The 23,570-nt window shown below is 41.2% G+C and carries 23 protein-coding genes and 1 tRNA gene; 14 read left to right on the top strand and 10 right to left on the bottom strand.

The genetic code is table 11. The features are described 5' to 3' along the window. Positions 1-87: 87 nt before the first annotated feature. Positions 88-177, bottom strand: a tRNA-Ser gene (locus C3V42_RS03525). A gap of 124 nt (positions 178-301) precedes the next feature. On the opposite strand from C3V42_RS03525, the gene dauA reads away from it, so the two are divergent. The 5 genes from dauA to dusC all read left to right on the top strand — a co-directional run bounded on the left by dauA (position 302) and on the right by dusC (position 5,373). Continuing rightward, the gene (gene dauA, locus C3V42_RS03520; RefSeq protein WP_106013663.1) at positions 302-2,044 is read left to right on the top strand and encodes a C4-dicarboxylic acid transporter DauA; all 1,743 of its coding nucleotides are present in this window, start codon (positions 302-304) and stop codon (positions 2,042-2,044) included. Between the two features lie 70 nt (positions 2,045-2,114). After that, positions 2,115-2,831, top strand: a complete 717-nt coding sequence (gene rph, locus C3V42_RS03515) for a ribonuclease PH (RefSeq protein ID WP_106013662.1) — start codon at positions 2,115-2,117, stop codon at positions 2,829-2,831. A gap of 23 nt (positions 2,832-2,854) precedes the next feature. Further along, a complete protein-coding gene (gene pyrE, locus C3V42_RS03510; RefSeq protein ID WP_005644452.1) occupies positions 2,855-3,496 on the top strand; it encodes an orotate phosphoribosyltransferase in 642 nt (213 codons plus the stop codon). 78 nt (positions 3,497-3,574) lie between these two features. Then, positions 3,575-4,441, top strand: a complete 867-nt coding sequence (gene djlA / locus C3V42_RS03505) for a co-chaperone DjlA (RefSeq protein WP_005636320.1) — start codon at positions 3,575-3,577, stop codon at positions 4,439-4,441. Further along, positions 4,441-5,373, top strand: a complete 933-nt coding sequence (gene dusC / locus C3V42_RS03500; RefSeq protein ID WP_106013661.1) for a tRNA dihydrouridine(16) synthase DusC — start codon at positions 4,441-4,443, stop codon at positions 5,371-5,373. The genes djlA and dusC overlap by 1 nt, the downstream gene beginning before the upstream one ends. A 39-nt stretch (positions 5,374-5,412) precedes the next feature. Here dusC and rpoH read toward each other — a convergent pair whose 3' ends face one another. From rpoH to C3V42_RS03455, 9 genes are all read right to left on the bottom strand, one after another. After that, entirely contained in the window at positions 5,413-6,258 is an 846-nt protein-coding gene (rpoH, locus tag C3V42_RS03495; RefSeq protein ID WP_005626842.1) for an RNA polymerase sigma factor RpoH, read from the bottom strand. A 137-nt stretch (positions 6,259-6,395) separates the two neighbouring features. Further along, positions 6,396-6,707, bottom strand: coding sequence for a DUF2322 family protein (locus tag C3V42_RS03490; RefSeq protein WP_048953432.1), 312 nt, complete (start codon positions 6,705-6,707; stop codon positions 6,396-6,398). A 30-nt stretch (positions 6,708-6,737) separates the two neighbouring features. Then, positions 6,738-7,445, bottom strand: a complete 708-nt coding sequence (locus C3V42_RS03485; protein ID WP_106013660.1) for an urease accessory protein UreF — start codon at positions 7,443-7,445, stop codon at positions 6,738-6,740. Next, the gene (ureE, locus tag C3V42_RS03480) at positions 7,430-7,987 is read right to left on the bottom strand and encodes an urease accessory protein UreE (protein ID WP_106013659.1); all 558 of its coding nucleotides are present in this window, start codon (positions 7,985-7,987) and stop codon (positions 7,430-7,432) included. Before ureE ends, C3V42_RS03485 begins: the two co-directional genes overlap by 16 nt. 248 nt (positions 7,988-8,235) lie before the next feature. Next, positions 8,236-8,856, bottom strand: a complete 621-nt coding sequence (locus C3V42_RS03475) for a glutathione S-transferase (protein WP_106013658.1) — start codon at positions 8,854-8,856, stop codon at positions 8,236-8,238. 37 nt (positions 8,857-8,893) lie between these two features. Beyond that, positions 8,894-10,612, bottom strand: a complete 1,719-nt coding sequence (gene ureC / locus C3V42_RS03470) for an urease subunit alpha (RefSeq protein WP_106013657.1) — start codon at positions 10,610-10,612, stop codon at positions 8,894-8,896. 11 nt (positions 10,613-10,623) lie between these two features. Next, the gene (ureB, locus tag C3V42_RS03465) at positions 10,624-10,929 is read right to left on the bottom strand and encodes an urease subunit beta (protein WP_106013656.1); all 306 of its coding nucleotides are present in this window, start codon (positions 10,927-10,929) and stop codon (positions 10,624-10,626) included. 22 nt (positions 10,930-10,951) lie between these two features. Then, a complete protein-coding gene (ureA, locus tag C3V42_RS03460; protein WP_106013655.1) occupies positions 10,952-11,254 on the bottom strand; it encodes an urease subunit gamma in 303 nt (100 codons plus the stop codon). Positions 11,255-11,394: 140 nt separating this feature from the next. Next, complete coding sequence (locus C3V42_RS03455) at positions 11,395-11,973, bottom strand: TetR/AcrR family transcriptional regulator (RefSeq protein ID WP_106013654.1); 579 nt, start codon at positions 11,971-11,973, stop codon at positions 11,395-11,397. A 170-nt stretch (positions 11,974-12,143) separates the two neighbouring features. Here C3V42_RS03455 and C3V42_RS03450 point away from each other — a divergent pair, with 170 nt between their 5' ends. From C3V42_RS03450 to uspA, 9 genes are all read left to right on the top strand, one after another. Continuing rightward, positions 12,144-14,207, top strand: a complete 2,064-nt coding sequence (locus C3V42_RS03450) for a TonB-dependent siderophore receptor (RefSeq protein ID WP_106013653.1) — start codon at positions 12,144-12,146, stop codon at positions 14,205-14,207. A gap of 3 nt (positions 14,208-14,210) precedes the next feature. Next, on the top strand, positions 14,211-15,932 hold the full coding sequence (locus C3V42_RS03445; RefSeq protein ID WP_106013652.1) for an ABC transporter ATP-binding protein: 1,722 nt from the start codon (positions 14,211-14,213) through the stop codon (positions 15,930-15,932). An 8-nt stretch (positions 15,933-15,940) separates the two neighbouring features. Further along, positions 15,941-17,713, top strand: a complete 1,773-nt coding sequence (locus C3V42_RS03440; RefSeq protein WP_106013651.1) for an ABC transporter ATP-binding protein — start codon at positions 15,941-15,943, stop codon at positions 17,711-17,713. After that, the gene (locus C3V42_RS03435; protein ID WP_106013650.1) at positions 17,670-18,899 is read left to right on the top strand and encodes an MFS transporter; all 1,230 of its coding nucleotides are present in this window, start codon (positions 17,670-17,672) and stop codon (positions 18,897-18,899) included. The genes C3V42_RS03440 and C3V42_RS03435 overlap by 44 nt, the downstream gene beginning before the upstream one ends. A 132-nt stretch (positions 18,900-19,031) precedes the next feature. Next, positions 19,032-19,322 (top strand): co-chaperone GroES, encoded by a 291-nt coding sequence (locus C3V42_RS03430; RefSeq protein WP_005629492.1) that lies wholly within the window; start codon positions 19,032-19,034, stop codon positions 19,320-19,322. A gap of 22 nt (positions 19,323-19,344) precedes the next feature. Continuing rightward, a complete protein-coding gene (gene groL / locus C3V42_RS03425) occupies positions 19,345-20,988 on the top strand; it encodes a chaperonin GroEL (RefSeq protein ID WP_106013649.1) in 1,644 nt (547 codons plus the stop codon). A gap of 109 nt (positions 20,989-21,097) precedes the next feature. Beyond that, a complete protein-coding gene (locus C3V42_RS03420; RefSeq protein WP_106013648.1) occupies positions 21,098-21,646 on the top strand; it encodes a YecA family protein in 549 nt (182 codons plus the stop codon). Positions 21,647-21,657: 11 nt separating this feature from the next. Further along, complete coding sequence (pepP, locus tag C3V42_RS03415) at positions 21,658-22,953, top strand: Xaa-Pro aminopeptidase (protein WP_106013647.1); 1,296 nt, start codon at positions 21,658-21,660, stop codon at positions 22,951-22,953. 98 nt (positions 22,954-23,051) lie between these two features. Beyond that, positions 23,052-23,477, top strand: a complete 426-nt coding sequence (gene uspA, locus C3V42_RS03410; RefSeq protein WP_005629483.1) for a universal stress protein UspA — start codon at positions 23,052-23,054, stop codon at positions 23,475-23,477. Positions 23,478-23,570: the final 93 nt, after the last annotated feature.

Genomic DNA, 23,570 nt, shown 5'->3' with positions numbered 1-23,570 from the left:
AATTCAATGAACAGAATACGAAAAGAAGAATAAAAAATTGATTTTGAATAAGAAGGAAAGGAGAAAAATAAGGGGATTAAATTAGGATGGCGGTGAGAAAGGGATTCGAACCCTTGATGCAGTTTCCCACATACACGCTTTCCAGGCGTGCTCCTTCAACCACTCGGACATCTCACCGTAAAAGGTGCGCAAACTATAAAGATTTGCTCCAGTTTAGTCAAGTTTTTTGCGCTAGAACATAAAAAACTTTTAAAAGTTTCGCTAGAATAACCGCACTTTATTTATCGTTTGTAGTTTTTTTATGCATATTAAAGCGTTATTTTCTAAAAATGTTTTTTTAGCCGTAAAACCCTTTAGCGCGCTGAAAGATTCTTTCCGTTTAGGTTATTCGAAAAAATCGCTGATTCGCGACATTATTTCAGGGTTGACCGTGGGGGTGATTGCGATTCCGCTTTCCATGGCTTTGGCTATTGCGAGTGGTGTGCCGCCACAACATGGTCTTTATACGGCAATTATTGCGGGTATCGTTATCGCGCTGACTGGTGGTTCTCGTTTTAATATATCTGGCCCTACAGCCGCTTTTGTTGTGATTCTGTACCCTGTTACTCAACAATTTGGGCTAAGTGGTCTTTTGATGGCGACATTGCTTTCGGGTCTCATTTTGGTTTTGATGGCGTTATTTCGTTTAGGGCGTTTAATTGAATATATTCCTTTGCCCGTCACCTTAGGTTTTACTTGTGGGATCGGCATTACTATTGGTACTTTGCAAATTAAGGATTTTTTGGGTCTTTCCATAGAAAAAATGCCGGCGCATTATCTTGAAAAAATCCAAACAATTTTTACCGCACTTCCTACGATAAATTGGGCGAATGCAGCGGTTGGTGTGGTAACCCTATTAGTCCTGACTCAATGGCATAAATTGCGTTTGGCAGTGCCAGGGCACCTACCTGCTGTGATTATTGGTACAATTTTATCTATAGCATTACAGCATTTTGGTTTTGAGGTGGCGACGATTGGATCTGCATTCCAATATACTTTGCCTGATGGTTCCATTGGTCATGGGATTCCTAATGTATTGCCAGATTTTTCTCTTCCGTGGAATATTCCTGATGCACAAGGTCAATTAATTCATTGGGATTTTAATAGCTTACAAGCTTTGTTACCTGCTGCTTTTTCAATGGCAGTATTGGGCGCAATTGAATCACTTCTTTGTGCCGTGATTTTAGATAATATGACAGATACTAAACATCACTCTAATAACGAGTTATTAGCGCAAGGCTTAGGGAATCTAATTTCTCCGTTTTTTGGTGGGATTACGGCAACAGCTGCGATTGCTCGTTCTGCGGCTAATGTGAAATCAGGGGCGGTATCGCCAATATCGAGTGTCGTACACGCAATACTTGTTTTATTCGCTTTACTTTTGTTTTCGCAAGCCCTTTCTTATTTGCCTTTGTCATCGATGGCTGCTTTGTTGTTAGTGGTGGCGTGGAATATGGCGAGTGTGTACGACATTATTCACCTTGCTCGCCGTTCAGGCAAAAATGAAATGGCGGTGTTGCTCACTTGTCTTATTTTAACTGTATTATTTGATATGGTGATTGCGATTAGTGTCGGAGTGTTGCTTGCAAGCCTCTTGTTTATTCGGACGATTGCTGAGATGACAAAAGCCATTGAACACAATGCGCCTGAAGATTTAGATGATGTTTTGGTTTACCGAATTAGCGGTCCGCTTTTCTTTGCCGCGGCGGATAAATTATTTGCGGATTTGCATGATAGAACGGTTCATACTGATCATGAAATCCGACATATTGTGCTGCAATGTGATGCCGTTACAGTGCTTGATGCTGGTGGAATTCATGCGCTTACTCGATTTGTTCAGCACATGTTGCCGCATCAACAACTTTACTTGTGCAATATGCAATTCCAACCGTTGAGAATGTTAGTTAAATCTAATTCTTCGCCAGATATTCAAAAAATTAATTTTGCGGCAGATTTAAACGAAACTTTCCATAAAATTCGTGACTTTGAAAAAACTACCCAATAATGAAAACTAAAGCGTGCTAGAATAGTGCGCTTTTTTATTACATCGTTCTAAACCATATCAAGGAATAATTATGCGTCCAAATAATCGAGAAAATAATCAACCCCGCCAAATTAAAATTACCCGTAACTACACCAAGCATGCTGAAGGTTCTGTGCTTGTTGAATTTGGTGATACCAAAGTGCTTTGTACTGCAACAGTGGAAGATGCTGTTCCGCGTTTCTTAAAAGGACAAGGGCAAGGTTGGGTCACGGCTGAATATGGAATGTTGCCACGTTCAACACATAGTCGCATGCAACGTGAGGCAGCTAAAGGTAAACAAGGTGGACGCACAATGGAAATTCAACGTTTAATTGCCCGCTCTTTGCGCGCGATGGTGGATCTTAAAGCGCTTGGTGAGCGTGCGATTACTTTAGATTGCGATGTTATTCAAGCGGATGGTGGTACTCGAACAGCTTCTATCACCGGTGCTGCTGTCGCATTATATGATGCGATCAATGGTTTAATTGAGAATGGCACGTTAAAAACTAACCCAATTAAAGGTTTAGTTTCGGCAATTTCTGTAGGGATTGTTGATGGTCAAGCTGTTTGTGATTTGGAATACGTGGAAGATTCTGCCGCGGAAACCGATATGAATGTTGTGATGATGGAAGATGGTCGAATGATTGAGGTGCAAGGCACTGCAGAAGGTGAGCCATTTAGCCATGAAGAATTATTAACATTATTAGATTTAGCGAAACAAGGCTGTAATCAAATTTTTATTGCTCAACGAGAAGCGCTAGGCTTATAAACATAGTTTATAGGGATTAAAAAATGGAACAATATAAACGCGATTTTATCGAATTTGCTTTAAGTAGAAATGTATTGAAATTCGGAGAGTTTACTTTGAAATCGGGGCGTAAAAGTCCATATTTCTTCAATGCGGGTTTGTTCAATACGGGGGCAGATTTAGCGCGTTTAGGCGAGTTTTATGCTGCGGCAATTCAGGCAAGTGCGGTAGATTTTGATGTTGTTTTTGGCCCCGCTTACAAAGGTATTCCAATTGGCACTTCAGTTTCGGTGGCGCTATTTAATCGTTATGGTATTGATAAACCTGTGTGTTTTAATCGCAAAGAAGTGAAAGATCACGGAGAGGGCGGTAATTTAATTGGTAGCCCATTACAAGGAAAAATTTTGCTTGTGGATGACGTGATTACGGCTGGTACTGCGATCCGTGAATCTATGGAATTAATCAGTGCAAATAAGGCAGAGCTTGCGGCAGTATTAATCGCCTTAAACCGTAAAGAACGAGGAAAAGGCGAGCTTTCAGCAATTCAAGAAGTAGAACGTGATTATCAATGCCAAGTGCTGTCAATCATTGATTTAGATGATTTGATGCAATTTATCGAACAAGATCCGCGATACAGTAGCCATTTGCCAGAAATGCGTGCTTATCGTGCTGAATTTGGCGTATAAAACTTGAGAAATAAATTTTTGTCATCATTATAAATAACATTATAAAAATAACCGCACTTTGACTTAACAGGGGAAAGAATGGGATTTATTGGAAAAATTATAGGCGTATTTTTAGGTTGGAAAGTTGGTGGATTTTTTGGTGCGATTGCAGGGCTCATTTTAGGTTCCATCGCAGATAAAAAATTGTATGAGCTTGGTTCGGTAAGTTCCAGTTTCTTTAAAAAGAAAACAACGCGTCAAGACTTGTTTATGCAAACCACCTTTGCGGTGCTAGGCCATTTAAGTAAATCGAAAGGGCGTGTAACAGAAGAAGATATTCAATTAGCTAATCAATTAATGATTCAGCTTAAATTGGATGATGCGGGGCGTAAATTAGCTCAGGATGCGTTTCGTCGCGGTAAAGAATCTGATTTCCCAATTCGCCAGGTTATCCGTGAATTTCGCATTGGTTGTGGGCAACGTGCTGATTTATTACGAATGTTCTTACAAGTGCAAGTTCAAGCGGCTTTTGCCGATTCAGAACTTCACGAAAATGAGAAAGAAGTGCTTTATGTAATTGCTGAAGAACTTGGTCTTTCTCGTATGCAATTTGAACAAATGATTGCGATGGAAATGGCTGCTCGAGCTTTTACTCAAGGCGGTTTCTATCAGCAATATCAACAAGGTGCCTATCAAGGTGGCTACCAATATCAGCAACAAAATAGTGGTGGTTACCAACACGCTTCAGGCCCGACTTTAAATGATGCCTATAAAGTATTGGGTGTGACTGAGTCCGACGAGCAAAACACGGTTAAGCGCGCTTATCGTCGTTTAATGAATGAACACCATCCAGATAAACTCGTGGCGAAAGGTTTACCTCCAGAAATGATGGAAATGGCAAAAGAAAAAACTCAACAGATTCAAGCTGCTTACGATTTAATTTGTAAAGCAAAAGGCTGGAAATAGTGCGTGTTATTCTTGCGCCTATGCAAGGGGTTCTTGATCCCTTTGTACGTCAACTCCTCACCGAAGTGAATGACTACGATTTATGTATAACAGAATTTGTCCGCGTAGTTGATCAACTTCTCCCTGAAAAAGTATTTTATCGTTTATGCCCTGAATTAAAAAATAAGGGCTTTACTTCCTCTGGCACACCAGTGCGAGTGCAGTTGCTCGGGCATCATCCAGAATGCCTTGCTGAAAATGCGATTCGTGCGATCGATCTTGGTTCTCATGGCATTGATTTAAATTGTGGTTGTCCCTCTAAAACTGTGAATGGTAGCAATGGCGGTGCGGCATTATTGAAACAGCCTGAATTGATTTATCGTGCAACTCAAGCCTTACGTCAAGCAGTGCCCAATGAGTTTCCTGTTAGTGTAAAAGTGCGGTTAGGCTGGGATGATATTTCACAAGCTTTTGAAATCGCAGATGCGGTAGAGCAAGGCGGTGCAACCGAAATTACAGTTCATGGACGCACAAAAGCCGATGGTTATCGTGCAGATCGAATTAATTGGAAAAAAATTGGTGAAGTCCGAGAGCGTTTATCCATTCCAGTTATTGCTAACGGAGAAATTTGGCATTGGCAAGATGGGCAAGATTGCCTATCTCAAACAAGTTGTCAGGATTTAATGGTGGGACGAGGCGCGTTGAATATTCCGAATTTAAGCCATGTTCTGAAATCAAATGCAGAAAAAATGCCTTGGTGTGAGATTCAAAAAATCTTGAACAAATATGCTAACGTCGAAAATGAATATGACAGTGGTTTTTACCATGTGGCACGAATTAAACAATGGTTACGTTATTTGAATAAGGAATATGATGAGGCGAACCAAGTGTTTGATAAGATTAAGACTTGCCAAACTGCTGAAGATTTGAAATTACGTTTAAATGATAAATAAAAAACCTGCTAATCAGCAGGTTTTCTTTTTTTAAATTATTTAAAAACTCACCGCACTTTTTAATTTTTTCAGTGCATTGGTTTCTAATTGACGGATACGTTCCGCTGAGACATTATATTTTGCCGCTAAGTCGTGTAATGTTGCTTTGTTATCATCTAGCCAACGAGCTTTGATAATATCCTGACTACGCGCATCTAGACTTTGTAGCGCCGCACCTAATTGCTCGGTTGCTTGGCTTTCAAAGTTTTCATTTTCAAGCTCTGCTGCGAAATTGGAACTTTTATCTTCCAAATAAAGGGCTGGAGAATAAGTCTCTGTTTCTGCATCATCAGTGGGTAAATCAAAACCTACATCCGCACCGCTCATACGCGATTCCATTTCGATCACATCTTCTTTGGAAACACCCAATTCATTTGCCACGATATCAACTTCATTTTCGTTAAACCAACCTAAACGTTGTTTAGTTTTTCGTAGGTTGAAAAATAATTTACGTTGAGCTTTCGTGGTTGCGACTTTTACGATACGCCAGTTACGAAGAACATATTCGTGGATCTCAGCTTTAATCCAATGCACAGCGAATGACACCAAACGTACACCAACTTCAGGGTTAAAACGTTTAACCGCTTTCATTAAGCCGATATTGCCTTCTTGGATTAGGTCAGCTTGTGGCAAACCATAGCCAGAATAGCCACGTGCAACATGGATCACGAAACGAAGATGCGACAAAATGAGTTTTTTCGCGGCATCTAAATCCTCGTGATAATACAAACGTTCTGCCAATTCCTTTTCTTCCTCTGCAGTCAGCATCGGATATTCATTTGCCGCACGAATATAACCTTCGATACTGCCTTGAGGAACTAACATCATTTGTGTTTCTTTATCCATCGTTTCCCTTCTTTATTTTGGCTTTTGCCAATCAATGAACCTAGTTATAGCACAATAAGCTATCTTATTAAACCAATTTGTTAATAAGACAGGTTTTATCAATCAAAAGTTCAATTATTCTAAATAATTCTGATTAATTAGCAAAGTGGAATCAGGGTTAAATTAAGATTTTCATTAATGACTTTAAATAGTAAATCAATGTTCGGATGCTTGCCTGGATTCGCTTTAGCATCTTCTACGTGTTCTGCAAACCATTCAACACCTTGTTGTGCGGAAGTGCGGTTTAATTTCCCGTTAAATTTTTCAGCCAATGCATTATAAAGGCGAAGAGAACCTAATTTACCGGGTATGGCTGGAATGTTGTGGATAATCGTTTTACCATCTGTCACATTTAAACCAGTTAAATGATCGATTGTGGGTAAGGTTTCTAAAATTTCTTTAAAGCTCATTTTGCTTTTCCTTAACTGTTTTCAATATTATTACGACATATAGAGTCGGGTATAAAGCGTTTCATGCTGGATAGCTCGAATATCATTCGCCAGCGTTGCTGCACCAAGCCATTCTTCATCGGGTTCCAGGCTTAATTCCACTGCTTGCACAAGCGAGCCACGCAAGTCAAACAGAATATCTTGCCCATCCATTTGGCTGAGGGGAATTAGCTTCACACCGTTAGTGATCGCACCGACTGCTGCGTTGTAATAAAAAGCATAGAGCGTATCGGCTTTGGTTAACCCCATTGTTTGAGCAACCATTGCAAATACTATTGGGAAATAGCCCTGCACGCGTTTTTCGACAATCGCTTGTTGGTAAGCAGTGAGCAATGTATGTGTTTCGTAGCGAATAAAAATTTTCAGCAAGCGTACGCCGAGTTTGAAGCTCCCTTCTCGGCTTTCACGTGCCACTTTAGTCGCGGAAAGTTGCCAATCCAGCTCACACAAGCAGTCAAAATTACCCTCATTCATTGCATCGAAGGCAAGGGAAAGATACGCCCCGTCGTTGTAAATCCAGTTTTGTAAAAGCTGGGTTTGCACATACTCTTCAAGGGTCGTTTTGCTTTCCACCACATCTTGCTGAACGAAGGTTTCCAAGCCGTTGGAGTGATTAAATCCACCAATCGGCAAGGTGGGATCGACCAAGTGCAACAACGCACCTAAATCCGTTAAAGAGCGGTTTAATGTTTGTGCCAATTTCCATCTCCGTGATGATGATAACCGTGATGATCGTGCGAATGGCTATGTGAATGCCCGTGCCCTTGTGCAGAATTTGCCCTCAACGCTTGGCTTAAACGGCGTTCCGCTTTTTGAGGATGAAATCCAGCCGCTTGTAACCATTCAAACATCGGTTTATCGTAAGGCAACGTGACTTCATCGCCATCTAAAAAGAGCGGTGAATGTTTATTACCGATCTCATAACAAGCTCGAGCCATTTCAGGCAAAGTTTTCGGCGAAAGCACTATCACTTCGCTTGGCAAGATTTCGATCACAATCGCCAACTCATCACTGATAAACATCACATCATTGTGTTTTAAACGTTGCCCTTCTTTTAGCAAACGAAAGGCAACTTCGCGCCCCGTATTTGTGGTTTTACGCAAAATATTCCGTTCGCTTTCATACCACTGCAATGACACGAGTTCAATGGTTTGATGTGTAATCTTGCCTTCAGTTTGGAGGCTAGTTAAATCGCCTAAAATGGTATCCATAATAGGCAAAATGGGGTTGAGGATTTTCATTTTTGTATTACTTATTTTCTTCGCTAATTAAGGCTGCCAAATCTCCCCCCCCCTCTTTGCTAAAGAGGGGATTTTCTCTATAAATTTGCTGTCATCTGACTAATTTATATTTACCATATCAAAGTAAAACAATGATATAAAATCTCACTCGTTTTGCCCCTCTTTAGCAAAGAGGGGGGGGGAGATTTGGCAGAAGAAAATACGGAGAAATTAGATTATTTAGACTAGTTTCGTGACGCAAAAAATGGTTACAAAGTCGGCGTCGTCTCGCTTAAAACCTCATATTTTTCATTCATCTCTGCCGCCCAAGCGGTTAAATTTGGAAATTCTTTTGCAAGATCGAATCCAATTTTTTCTGCTCTAAACAAGAACCAATCAATGACTGCAACCGCCGTTAGCGTACCAATGTTTAATTCCGTGCCAAACGGTTTTAAATCTTGCTCAAGTCTTGTAAAACTTTGACGATTACGTTCGGTTAATTGTTGATGGCGAGCAGTCCACCATTCACTTTCAGGGAGAAGCATTTTTTCAGCCATCATCGGCACGGTGTTTTCCATAATGCCATCTGCTAAGTTATGTAAGGCGAGCACAGCCCAACGAGGCTTGCCACTTTCTGGAATGAGTTTAGGCTCTACCTTGCCTTTTTGGTCGAGATATTCGCAAATGAGCAAACTGCCATAAAGCCAATTACCACAATTACGTTCTAATGCTGGCACTCTACCCAGAGGATTTGCCTGATTATGCGGAGAGCTTGCATCAAATGATGAACCAATTTTAATCAGTTCTGTTTTGTCTAAGAGTTGTTGATATTTCAACGTTACCAGCACTTTACGCACATACGGGCTGGTGGTGGAGTACCAAAGTTTCATTGTAAATTCTCCTTAAAATTTGACCGCTCTTTTCTGCTTAGAACATAAAATATCGTTGTCCCAATGGCACCGTATCTACAGGTTCGCAAGTAATGAGCTCACCATCTACACGCACTTCATAGCGTTCTGGATCCACCGTAATTTCAGGTGTTGCATTGTTGTGAATGAGATCTTTTTTACCCACGCTGCGGCAGCCTTTCACGGCAATGGTTTCTTTATGTAAACCGAATTTAGCACGAATATCGGCTTTTTCAGCGGCTTGTGAAACGAAGAATACTGCAGTTTGTGCCGTTGCTAAGCCTTGTGCACCGTACATTGGGCGGTAGAATACAGGTTGCGGCGTTGGAATTGAGGCATTAGGGTCCCCCATTTTGGCGTAGCTAATAAAGCCTTTTTTAATCACGACTTCGGGTTTTACGCCAAAGAACATCGGTTTCCATAACACGATGTCCGCAATTTTGCCCACTTCTAATGAACCGATATGATCCGCAATACCATGAGCAATTGCTGGATTGATGGTGTATTTCGCAATGTAGCGTTTAATGCGGAAGTTATCGTTTCCTTCATTGCCTAGCTCACCACGTTGCATTTTCATTTTATCTGCGGTTTGCCAAGTACGAATAACGACTTCGCCAATACGTCCCATTGCTTGAGAGTCTGAACTCATAATCGAGAAGAGACCCATATCGTGCAAGATGTCTTCCGCTGCAATAGTTTCAGGACGGATACGGCTATCGGCAAAAGCTACGTCTTCTGGTACACGTTTATCCAAGTGATGGCAAACCATCAACATATCCAAATGTTCATCAATGGTGTTTTTCGTAAACGGACGAGTCGGGTTGGTTGAAGCGGGTAATACGTTTGGATACATCGCTGCTTTAATGATGTCAGGTGCATGACCGCCCCCCGCACCTTCAGTATGGAAGGTATGAATTACACGTCCGTCAATCGCTTTCATCGTATCTTCTAAGAAGCCACTTTCGTTCAGTGTGTCGGTGTGAATCGCCACTTGAATATCCATTTCATCAGCCACTTTTAATGCTGAATCAATCACTGCTAGCGTTGCACCCCAGTCTTCGTGGATTTTTAAACCTAATGCACCCGCTTCAATTTGTTCACGTAGCGGATCTAAGGTTGAACAGTTTCCTTTACCGAAAAAGCCCACGTTGACTGGTAAAGCTTCTGCCGCTTGGAACATACGTTCCATATACCAAGCACCTGGCGTACAAGTCGTTGCGTGTGTACCATCAGCCGGGCCTGTTCCACCACCAATTAAGGTAGTAACTCCACTTTCAATGGCATGTTGTGCTTGTTGAGGGCAAATAAAGTGAATATGGGTATCGATACCGCCAGCGGTCGCAATTAAATGTGCACCGTTATGTACTTCTGTGCTAGCACCAATAATCATATTTGGCGTGACGTTATCCATGGTGTCAGGGTTGCCTGCTTGTCCAATGCCCACAATACGCCCATCGCGAATACCAATGTCAGCTTTGATAATGCCTAATTTGGCATCAATAATCATCACGTTGGTAATCACAAAATCCAATACATTTGGATTGTCACGAGTTGCAGTACCGCTTTGTGCCATGCCATCACGCACACTTTTTCCACCGCCAAATTTACACTCATCGCCTTTGGTCAATAAATCTTGTTCAATAGTTGCCCATAAATTGGTATCGCCTAAACGGACTTTATCGCCAACGGTTGGGCCATAAGTTGCTACATATTGTGCTCTTGAAATTGTTAATGCCATTCTGCCCTACCTTATAATTTGCCATCAATTTGATTATGGAAGCCGTAAATGGTTTGTGAACCACCAAAAGCGACTAATTCTACTGATTTCACTTCACCTGGTTCAAAACGTACTGCGTTGCCAGATGGAACATTTAAGCGCATTCCGCGCGCTAAAGTGCGGTCAAATTTAAGAGCGTTATTAGTTTCAAAAAAATGGTAATGAGAGCCAACTTGAATTGGACGGTCGCCTGAATTGGTTACTTCAATTATCACTGTTTTTCTGCCGACATTAGCGAGAATATCGCCTTCAGCTAATTGGTATTCGCCTGGGATCATAGTATTTAAATCCTTCTATTTTTTATCTAATCGGATTATGCACGGTAACAAGCTTTGTACCATCTGGGAAAGTGGCTTCAATCTGAACTTCATGAACCATTTCGGCTACACCCTCCATGACATCATCAACGGTTAAAAGCGTTGAACCATATTGCATCACTTCCGCTACACTCATTCCGTCTCTTGCCGCCTCTTGTAAATGGCTCGCAATATAAGCAATAGTTTCTGGATAATTTAATTTAACGCCACGTGCTTTGCGTTTTGCCGCCAACTCACCGGCTAAAAAGAGTATTAGTTTCTCTTGTTCTCTAGAGGTTAAATGCATATTGTTGTCCTTTATTTCAAATTTTTGATAGGTTGTTGGATTTTACGTAAAAATAGATAAATAAGAAAAGAATTTTAATAGAAACGTAGAATAAAGTAGCAAATAGTTTAGATATATGATGCGTAGAAATAATATTTTTATTAGGGGGCATATTGATAAGTGAGTCCATGCAAAAAAAGCTGTAATACATCTTTAAAGAGTTGTTGTTCTTTTCCTGAATAATGCTGTTGTAAGACGGAAGAATGAATCATTTCATCCATTTTTTGAATTAATACATCAATTAAAATCACAGGAAAATCATTACGTACGCTTTTACGTTGTTGTAGCGTACTAAAGAAATAGTGCATATAGTGGTATTTTTCCTGTGCCATTTGCCTAAAAAAGGCCTGTAAGGTTTCATCTTGATCATGGTTTAAGTCATGTAATACAGCAGCGGAGTATAGCGTGGCCATGGACTCTTGTTGCATCGTCAAAATCTGCTGGATCACCGTGGCTAAATCTGCCTTTGTGGCTAACAGCCTGTCAAACTCCTGACGCATATTGTTTTTTTGTTCTTCAAAAATACTTTTCACTAAATCTTGCTTGGTGGGAAAATATTTATAAAACGTCACTCGACTCACCCCTGCCACCCGACAAATTTCTGCAACAGAGGTTAATCTCCAGCCTTGTTGATAAAACAGTTCAGTGGCAACCTGTTTCAAAAAAATATCTTTTTTCATGGTTCACTCCTTAAGGCTCAATAACATAGCCGAAAGCCTTTAATTGTCAAATATTAAATTTGAGAAAAATTCTTATTTACTTTCGTATTATAATTGTGTTAGGTTTACATTATTAGTTAATTAATTTAAAAAGTGTAAACTTTAAACCAAGATAAAGCCTAGGAGACTCCATGAACAAGTTATCCCCACGACTCAGCCTCATTAGCCTTTGCCTGATGAGTGCCTATTCTTTTTCTACTCATGCTGAAGAAAGTAAGCAGACTACAGTACTAGATGAAATCACTGTGACTGGTGAAAAATTCGAGCGTAGTCAATCCTCTACCAGTTCAAGCACCTCCGTGGTAACCGCCGAACAACTCAAACGAGAACCCAATTTACTGTCTGCGACCCAATTATTAAAACGCGATGTGAATATTTTAGACACCGGCTTGGGCAATGACTTACCTACTGTGCGTGGCGTTGACGGTTCTGGTCCGGCGATCGGTGCGGTAGCATTTTTTGCCGGTTCACGTCCACGTTTAAATATGCAAATTGACGGTAGAACTTCTAGCTATAATGAACTAGCGTTTGGCACAAAATCTCTCTGGGATATGAAACAGGTGGAAATTTATCGTGGGGCGCAAAGCTATGCCCAAGGGCGTAACGCCATTGCCGGTGCGGTGGTCATGACCAGCAATGACCCAACGCAAGAATGGGAAGGCGCAGCGAAATTGAATATGGGAAATCATCGATTAACGCAAACAGCAGCCCTGATTTCAGGCCCTGTGGTGAAAGACGAATTAGCGTTTCGTTTAAGCGTAGATCATCAACAACGAGAAACTGCTGTGGATTTACCGCATTATGATCCCGTTGGTAACCCACGTTGGTTTAAAGCCACTAACACCCGCGCCAAATTACTGTGGACACCGTCTGCCCTGCCGGATCTCTATAGCCGTTTAACATTCAATCATTTAAACGCAAGAGCACCACAAAGTGAAACGGAATTACAACCTAATTCACCACGTTACACGCCGGAACGCCCGGTATTCCAAACGCGCTCTGCCAGCACTATTTGGGACATTGGCTATCAACTCTCAGAACATTGGAAATGGGAAAATAAATTGGTTTACACCCACTTTATTCACGATAGAAAAACGACTTCGCCATTCAACACCGCATTGCCGCCAAATCGTCGAGGTGTTCCGGCTCGCGTTGATGGCAATGAATTCCAAATTGAACCCATTGTAAAATACGAAAGCGAAAAATACCGTGGTTTATTCGGTTTGTTCTATTTTAATGCGAAACAAGATGAAAGTGTTACGATGCTTAATGGACGCATTGCTCGCACGCCGATTACGACAAATTTTAATGATAAAACGAAAACCAAGGCGGCCTTTAGTGAAATTACCTTTACACCTGATATTCCGTTTGAATTGACGCTTTCTGCTCGCTATGAACAGGAACATCATCAGCGTAAAGGCAAAAGTGCGATGTTTTCCATCAACCGAGATAAAAAATACAATGTCTTCCTGCCAAAAGCAGACATTGCATGGAAAATTAACGATGCTCAACGCTTAGGCTTTAAAGTAGGCAAAGGTTATAATCCGGGCGGTGCCGGTGTGACTTTCGGTGTGCCGTACACCAGCTATGAATATGACGCGGAATATGTCTGGAACTACGAACTTTATCATCGTTGGACATCCGCAGATAAACGCCTACGCATTAACAGCAACCTATTCTATAACGACTACAAAGACATGCAGTTACCGTTCACCCTTGGTCCAAATTCCATCGTGATCCGCAATGCCGATAAAGTCATTACCTATGGTGCGGAAATCAATACCGAATGGCAGGCCACTGAGAAACTGGCACTCAATGCGGGCATCGGGATGTTAAAAACCGATATCAAAAGTTATCCAAACAGCGGCATTGAAGGAAATAAACTCGCTCGCGCACCAAGTTTTAGTGGAAAAGTAGGGGCCAATTATCGTCTTCTTGACCACCTAGAAATTGGCACCAATTACAGCTACAACAGTAGTTATTATTCCACTGCCGACAACTCAGCCAATGGTAAAGTAGGGCATTATGACCAACTTGATGTTTATTTAGCGTACGACTTTAAGCATGCCAGAATCACGCTTTATGCCGACAATGTGCTTAACTCACGCAAAGATATCTTGCTCGTACCGCGCTCTGGCGACATTACCCGTCAGCCGGAACGTCAAATTGGGCTTTCTACTGAGTTAAGATTTTAAGCAATGAGTCAGCAACACCAACAAATTTGCCAACCTGTTGCTGCGCAATTACGCGCCTCAATGTGGTTGGCAACCTTCGCGCAAGGCTTAAAAATTGGGATTTGGCTTTTGATGATCCACATTGTGTTCACCGTCAGCCAATCTCTTACGTTTCCTTATTGGCAGATTTTCGCGCTGCTTGCCACGTCCATTTTGTATTACACCTGCAAAATTAAAGCGCACGACAAATCTCATTATGCGGCTTTTGAATTGGAAAAAATGCTACGCCAACAGCTTGCGAAAAAAATCAGTCAATTATCGTTAGGCAAAGTCAATGAAATCGGTTCAGGCGGTTTAACCAAAGTGCTGTGCGATGACGTAAACGAATTGCACACCTTTGTTGCCGATGCACCTCCCCTTAAAGCGGAGGCTTATTCCACACCGATTTTCGTGTTGGCAGCATTGTTTTGGTTAAATTGGCAAATGGCATTGGCTGTGGTGATTTTCCTTGTCGTGTTGTTTACGATTCTGCAACGCTTAATGCAAAAAAGTCGGTTGAATTATCGTGATTATGGTGCTGCCGTGAGCCGAATCAATAGCGCGATTATTGAATATATTCAAGGCATGAGCACGATTCGTACCTTTGATGCGGGACAAAGTTCATACAGTCGTTTTAGCACCGCATTGGAAAATTTTAATCAGGTCATCTTCGCTTTTTTAGCCAAAGTGGGCGCCCCAACACGTCTTGCCCGTTCACTCTTTACGCCGATGCCGATCATGTTGTTTTTGATCGTATTAGGCGTGTATTTACATTCGCTTGCACTGCTTTCCACCTTTGGCTTTTTTGCCTTTTTAGTGTTAGCCGCTGGGTTAATTGAAACCATGCATCCTTACATGGGGCTGTTTCATTTGTTAGAACGCTCCCGTGCCGCCATTGAACGCATTAACGAAATAAAAACGTTAGAAAATGCCACCGCACTTTTGCCGTTACAAACGCCGAAGGGGTATGCTGTTCAATTTGAACAGGTTAATTTCAGCTATGATGCCGACGCGACGCTGAAAAATATTAACTTCAGAGTGCCGCAAAATAGTTTTACTGCCATTATTGGCACTTCAGGCTCAGGCAAAACCACCTTGCTCAATTTGCTATTGCGTTTTTGGGATGTCGATAGCGGAAAAATCACCTTAGGTGGTGCGGATATTCGTCATATGGAACAGGATCAACTTATGAAATATTGTTCGGTCGTATTTCAGGATAATTTCTTATTTTCTTGCTCTATTGCCGAAAACATCGCCTACGGCATAGAAAATGTGACAGAGAAAGCGATTATCAATGCCGCCAAACAAGCCCGTATTCACGACTTTATTATGACCTTGCCGGAGCAATATCAAACGAAAGTGGGTGAGCGCGGACAATTATTGTCAGGTGGACAAAAGCAACGTATCAGTATAGCCCGCGCCTTTTTACAAAATCGCCCGATTTTATTGCTAGACGAACCCACGGCTTTTTCCGATGCGAAAAACGAGGCGGATTTAATGCAGGCATTTCATGCGCTGATGCAAAATAAAACGGTGATCATGGTGGCGCATCGCCTGTCTAGCATTACCCAAGCCGATCAAATTATTTATTTAGAGAACGGCGAAATCATTGCTCAAAGCAATCACCAAGCCTTGTTGCAAACCAACGTCGCCTATCAAACCCTTTGGGCGGAATATCAACAGGCAAAATCTTGGACGATACATTAGAGAATGTTATGCAATCTTACTTTAATCCCGAAACTCAACGTGTAAAAAGCCTATGGCAAACTTATCACGCCTTATTTGCCGCCGCCCAACAGCAACAAAGCGCATTCTTACGCTGTCTTGCTTTTGCGGCGCTGTCTGCAATTTTATTCGGCGTGGCTATCGGCTTACTGTATCCGCTGCTTTTGTCATTAGAACAAACCGAGGCAGGGCAAAGTGCGGTCATTTTTTGGAGTGTTTTATGTGGCGTGCTTTTAGTCGCCAGCCTCCTTTTCCGCATTTGGGCGGAATATTATGACACCAAAGGCGATTCATTTTTGGCGACATATCAATTAAGACGTCAACTGGGCGAAAAACTTCGCCGCGTATCTCTTGCCGTCCTCAGTGGATTTCGTGCAGGCGAACTCAGTTCCGTTGCCATCCAAAGTATTAATGAAGCTACGAATTACGCATTCAGTTTAATCAGTATTCTAATTTATGGCATCGTAACACCGGTGTCTGCCGCCCTTTGTCTTTGTTTCTTTGATTACCGCTTTGGGCTGATGATCTTCATTATTTTTCCGCTTATCGTGCCACTTTATTTATGGCGGAGAAAAGCTTTCCGTCGTGGATTTAGTATTTTGGCAGAAGCTAATCAGCGACTTAAAGGCGAAACCATTGAGTTTGTGCAAGGTCTGGAAATTCTGAAATCAACAGGGCAAACTGAAAACAAACAACATATTTTCAACCGTGTGATTGAAGATGTCGCCAACATTCAATGCATTGGTACTAAAAAAGGCGAACGTCCGAATTTGATTATTACCTCAAGCATTCAATTAAGTCTTATTGCGGTATTAATTGTTGGTACATTTTGGGTGATTTCCGGTAGCGCCCATTGGGTATTGTTAGCCACGGTGCTGATTTTAATTGCGCGAATTTCAGATGTATTGAACTTCTTTGTGCAAATGTCTTCACTCTTAGAAATTTTTGTGATTAGCTGTGAAAAATTTGAAAAACTGATGGCATTGCCTGAATTGGCGGAAAATCATGGCAGCAGATTACCCACAGATTATCGCATTTGCTATGAGCATGTCCGCTTTGGTTATAATGCTGAAAAAACCATCCTAAACGACATTAATTTAGACATAAAACCTAACAGCCTCAATGCTTTTGTGGGCACCAGCGGTTGTGGTAAAACAACATTACTTCGCTTGTTGTTGCGTTATGCTGATCCGCAATCAGGGCGAATTACGATCGGTGGTATCGATATTCGGGATGTTAGCCAAGAACAGCTCATGCGCTTAATTTCCGTGGTGTTTCAAGACGTGTATTTATTCCAAGACAGTGTATTAAATAACATCCGAATGGCAAAACTCAATGCCACCGATGAAGAGGTGATTCACGCCTGTAAACTTGCCCAATGCCATGATTTTATTCAAGCATTACCACAAGGGTATCAAACGCAAGTTAATGAAATTGGAAGTAATTTTTCCGGCGGCGAAAAGCAACGACTTGCTATTGCCCGCGCGATTTTAAAAGACGCACCGATTCTCATTTTAGATGAACCGACAGCATCGTTGGATACCCGCAATGAGCTGGCAGTACAAAAAGCGCTGGATCAGCTGGTTAAAGACAAAACCGTGTTGATTATCGCTCACCGACTTTCCACCATTGTGGGCGCGCATTGCATTTATGTGTTGGAAAACGGCAGCATTGCCGAACAAGGCACGCATCAAACACTCTTAGAACAAAAAGGACGTTATGCAGCATTTTGGCAATGCCAACAAGGCAACATCACTCACTAAACAGGATTGGGCGATCCTTGCCACGACTGCCGGTTTTAAATTCTGCGTAGTAGCGTTTTATATGATTGCGCTCATCACCATGTTAAAAGAAATGGGGTTTGATCTTAAACAGCTTAGTTGGTTCTATTTGCTTGGTGGAATGGAAATAGCGAAATTCATCGTTTCGCCGTTAATTGAACGCTATCGTCTCAAACGTATCGGGCAATTTCGAGGCTGGCTATGCCTTTCCTCGCTAATCATTTTTATTGCCTTATTTATATTGCATTTCATCCAACCGCAACAAGATTTTGCACTGCTTATGGTGGCGTGTGTGCTATTGAACCTAAGCAGTCTATTTTTTGGTTGTGCGGCGTTGGGGCTGACGTGTGCCATCCTGCCTTTTGAGCAACGTGGCTTTGGCGGCGTCATTCAAGTGATCGCAGGACGCCTGGGTAAAATGCTTGGCGGCGGTTTGGTGTTACTGATTTATCATCATTACGGCTGGCAAAGTGCGGTGGATTTAATCAGTGTTTTTGCGCTACTGTTGATTCTACAAATCAGCCTATATTCCGAACCTACAGTTGCCACTGAACCGCAAAATCCTCCATTGCGTTTTTTATTCACACGCTTTTTCCACTTTTGGCAACAACCGCACATCTCATTTCATTGGTTGATTTTATTGTTATTTGTGTTTATTCCCAGCGGCATGGTGGTCAGTAGTTTCATTCCACGTCTAAATGCATTGGGCTGGAGCAGCCAACACATTGGGTTATTACTTGCCGTATTCGAACCCCTTTGTGCTATCGCTTTTGCTCCACTCAGCGGTCTATTACTCAAAAAATATTCTCGGGCTTCCGTCACCCAATGGATATTATTTAGCCAAATCTTTGCCTTCTTCTTATTTATTTTATTTGAATATGTCGGCACGGATTTTCCTTATCTTATTGCTGTACCAATCTTATTATTAAGTATTACTTACGCATTACTTGTGCCTTGCTTACTCGCCATGATTATGGACAAATCAACTAAAACATACGCTACGCTGGACAGTGCGTTACAATTTTCTATCGCGCTTTTAGGAGCCTATTTAGCTGGATTTATCTCTATCCGAATTGCAGGTACTTTTGGTTATTTAGCAGTTTATATTATTGCAACGTTTGTGGCTGCTGGAATAGAGTGTTTCTTTATATGCTCAAAAGAAAAGTAAATGTAATGATGAATAGCCCGTATTTAGATTTCAATAAGTAAGTGCAAAATTTTTAATTTATCACACTTGAAAGTTAGAAATCGTTCCCTATATAAGAGATGCTTTACAAATTCTTTAAGAAGGAAATTAATCATGAATATTCGTCCTTTACACGATCGTGTAATTATTAAACGTGAAGAAGTCGAAACCCGTTCAGCTGGCGGTATCGTATTAACAGGTTCAGCAGCGACTAAATCAACCCGAGCGAAAGTATTAGCAGTGGGTAAAGGTCGTATTTTGGAAAATGGCACCGTTCAACCTTTAGATGTAAAAGTTGGCGATACAGTCATTTTCAATGATGGTTATGGCGTGAAAAGTGAAAAAATCGATGGTGAAGAAGTGTTAATCATTTCTGAAAACGATATTTTGGCGATTGTGGAATAATTTAAATTAAGGAAAAAAGAAAATGGCAGCAAAAGACGTAAAATTTGGTAACGATGCACGCGTAAAAATGCTTAAAGGCGTGAATGTATTAGCTGATGCAGTAAAAGTGACCCTTGGCCCTAAAGGTCGTAATGTCATTTTAGATAAATCATTTGGCGCACCAACCATCACTAAAGATGGTGTATCTGTTGCACGTGAAATTGAATTAGAAGATAAATTTGAAAACATGGGTGCACAAATGGTGAAAGAGGTTGCCTCTAAAGCCAATGATGCAGCAGGTGACGGTACAACGACCGCAACAGTTCTTGCTCAAGCTATCGTAAATGAAGGCTTAAAAGCTGTGGCTGCGGGTATGAATCCAATGGATTTAAAACGTGGTATTGATAAAGCGGTAAGTGCGGTTGTTTCTGAGCTTAAAAATTTATCTAAACCTTGCGAAACCTCTAAAGAAATTGAGCAAGTAGGGACAATTTCTGCTAACTCAGACAGCATCGTGGGCCAATTAATTGCTCAAGCAATGGAAAAAGTGGGTAAAGAAGGCGTGATTACCGTAGAAGATGGTACAGGTCTTGACGATGAATTAGCGGTTGTGGAAGGGATGCAATTCGATCGTGGTTACTTATCACCTTATTTCATCAACAAACCAGAAACAGCAACTGTTGAATTAGATAACCCGTACATTCTTTTAGTAGATAAAAAAGTATCAAATATTCGTGAATTACTTCCAGTATTAGAAGGTGTGGCAAAAGCGGGTAAACCATTATTAATTATTGCTGAGGATATCGAAGGTGAAGCACTTGCAACCTTAGTAGTGAACACCATGCGTGGTATCGTGAAAGTGGCAGCAGTGAAAGCACCTGGTTTTGGTGATCGTCGTAAAGCAATGTTACAAGATATTGCGATCTTAACTGCAGGTACTGTGATTTCTGAAGAAATCGGTATGGAACTTGAAAAAGCGACATTAGAAGATTTAGGTCAAGCAAAACGTGTTGTAATCAACAAAGACAACACCACGATTATCGATGGTGTGGGTGATGAAGCACAAATCAAAGGTCGCGTAGCGCAAATTCGTCAACAAATTGAAGAATCAACTTCTGACTACGACAAAGAAAAACTTCAAGAGCGCGTGGCTAAACTTGCTGGCGGTGTGGCAGTAATCAAAGTAGGAGCAGCAACTGAAGTTGAAATGAAAGAGAAAAAAGACCGTGTGGATGATGCATTACATGCAACTCGCGCAGCGGTTGAAGAAGGTATCGTTGCGGGTGGTGGCGTTGCATTAGTTCGCGCAGCAGCGAAAGTTGCGGCAAGCCTAAAAGGTGACAATGAAGAACAAAATGTGGGTATCAAACTTGCATTACGTGCGATGGAAGCACCTTTACGTCAAATTGTCACTAACGCGGGTGAAGAAGCATCTGTTGTGGCAAGTGCGGTTAAAAATGGCGAAGGAAACTTTGGTTATAACGCAGGTACAGAACAATACGGCGATATGATCGAAATGGGTATCTTAGATCCAACTAAAGTAACTCGTTCTGCGTTGCAATTCGCGGCATCTGTAGCAGGCTTAATGATTACCACTGAATGTATGGTAACCGAGCTTCCAAAAGATGAAAAAGCTGACCTAGGCGCTGGCATGGGCGGTATGGGTGGCATGGGCGGAATGATGTAATTCGCTCATCATCAGGTAAAAAGTGCGGTCGTTTTTCTACAAGGAAAAGCGATCGCTTTTTTATTTACAAAGGTTTACACTAATTTCAAATTTACTCAGGACATCTATTATGCTCATTTCTCATTCTGACCTTAACCAACAACTTAAATCAGCTGGAATCGGCTTTAATGCAACAGAACTACATGGTTTTTTAAGCGGTTTACTTTGTGGTGGCTTAAAAGATCAAAGTTGGCTACCGCTCTTATATCAATTCAGCAATGATAATCACGCTTACCCAACAGCATTAGTTCAACCCGTTACAGAACTTTATGAAAAAATTAGTCAAACCTTATCAGATGTTGAAGGATTTACCTTTGAACTTGGTTTAACCAAAGATGAAAATGTCTTTGCGCAAGCGGATAGCTTATCTGACTGGGCAAACCAATTCTTACTTGGTCTTGGCTTAGCACAACCTGAATTAGCAAAAGAAAAAGGCGAAATTGGCGAAGCCGTAGATGACTTACAAGATATTTGCCAACTTGGTTATGATGAAGACGATAACGAAGAAGAACTAGCGGAAGCACTAGAAGAAATCATTGAATATGTTCGCACCATTGCTATGTTATTCTATTCTCATTTCAACGAAGGAGAAATAGAGAGCAAACCTGTATTACATTAAGGAGATCTAGGATGGAATTGGCTTATATGGCTGAATTGCCTAAAGAAGAATTTGGGGAACGCCGCACACGAATATTTGCTCAGATGCAACCTAATTCGGCATTATTGCTTTTTTCTGAAATCGAAAAACGCCGTAATAATGATTGTTCCTATCCTTTCCGTCAAGATAGCTATTTTTGGTATTTAACAGGCTTTAATGAGCCGAATGCAGCACTGTTATTACTGAAAACAGAACAAGCAGAAAAAGCCATTATTTTTCTCCGTCCACGCGATCCGTTACTTGAAACGTGGAATGGTCGCCGATTAGGTGTTGAGCATGCACCACAACAACTTAATGTAAATGAAGCCTATTCTATTGAAGAGTTAGCTACCGTACTACCAAAAATACTGAAAAATTTGACCGCACTTTACTATGTGCCAGAAATTCATACTTGGGGTGATAAATTAGTGGCAGAAAGTGCGGTAAATTTTAGCGAGATTTTAGATTGGCGAACAATGCTCAGCGAAATGCGCCTTATAAAATCGCCTAATGAAATCCGATTAATGCAACAAGCGGGACAAATTACGGCACTTGGGCATATTAAAGCGATGCGAGCGACACGCCCAAATCGCTTTGAATATGAAATTGAAAGCGATATTTTGCATGAATTTAATCGCCATTGCGCAAGATTTCCTTCTTACAATTCCATTGTTGCTGGGGGAAATAATGCCTGTATTTTGCATTACACAGAAAATGATCGCCCACTCAATGATGGAGATTTAGTGCTCATTGACGCTGGCTGTGAGTTTGCCATGTATGCAGGCGATATTACCCGCACTTTTCCTGTAAATGGAAAATTTACTCAGCCTCAACGTGAAATTTACGAGTTAGTTTTAAAAGCACAAAAACGTGCGATTGAATTGCTTGTACCTGGTAATTCCATTAAGCAAGCCAATGACGAAGTCATTCGTATTAAAACCCAAGGATTAGTGGATTTAGGCATCTTAAAAGGTAATGTCGATACACTCATTGAACAACAAGCTTATCGCCAATTTTATATGCATGGATTAGGGCACTGGCTAGGTTTAGATGTGCATGATGTGGGTAGCTATGGCCAAGATAAGCAACGGATACTCGAAATCGGTATGGTGATTACCGTTGAGCCTGGTATTTATATTGCAGAAGATGCTGATGTGCCAGAGCAATACAAGGGCATTGGCGTTCGCATTGAGGATAATTTACTCATGACTGAATATGGTAATAAAATCCTAACCGCAGCGGCCCCTAAAGAAATTGCAGACATTGAAAATTTAATGAATTTTTCATAAAAATGTTTAAATTGTGATCTAGCACACAGTTTTTTATTGCTCAAAATGTTAGCATTAGAACCAGTTAAGAGCCGAACCAATCAGTTAAGGAGTCGATTATGTACAAACACGTTTTAGTGGCAGTAGATCTTTCTGAAGAGAGTCCAGTTTTACTTAAAAAAGCGGTTGGGGTTGCAAAACGCCATGAAGCAAAACTTTCTATCATCCACGTTGATGTGAACTTCTCGGATCTTTATACTGGGTTGATTGATGTGAATATGTCTTCAATGCAAGACAGAATTTCCACGGAAACGCAAAAAGCCTTATTAGATTTAGCTGAAAGTGCGGATTATCCAATTTCAGAAAAATTGAGTGGCAGTGGTGATTTAGGACAAGTTCTAAGTGATGCCATCGAACAATATGATGTAGATTTATTAGTGACAGGACATCACCAAGATTTTTGGAGTAAGTTAATGTCTTCAACACGTCAAGTGATGAATACGATTAAAATTGATATGTTGGTTGTTCCGCTTAGAGATGAATAATTAACAAGAAATTGTTTTTTGAATAATCTGAAATAACTTAAATTTTAACCGCACTTCTCAAATAGCGTCGTGAAGTGCGGTTTTATTTTGGGG

The organism is Haemophilus sp. oral taxon 036 (assembly GCF_002998595.1).
Lineage (GTDB): Bacteria > Pseudomonadota > Gammaproteobacteria > Enterobacterales > Pasteurellaceae > Haemophilus > Haemophilus haemolyticus_K.
The sequence above is the reverse complement of the archived record's forward strand: the minus strand, read 5'-3'. Positions and strand labels throughout refer to the sequence as shown.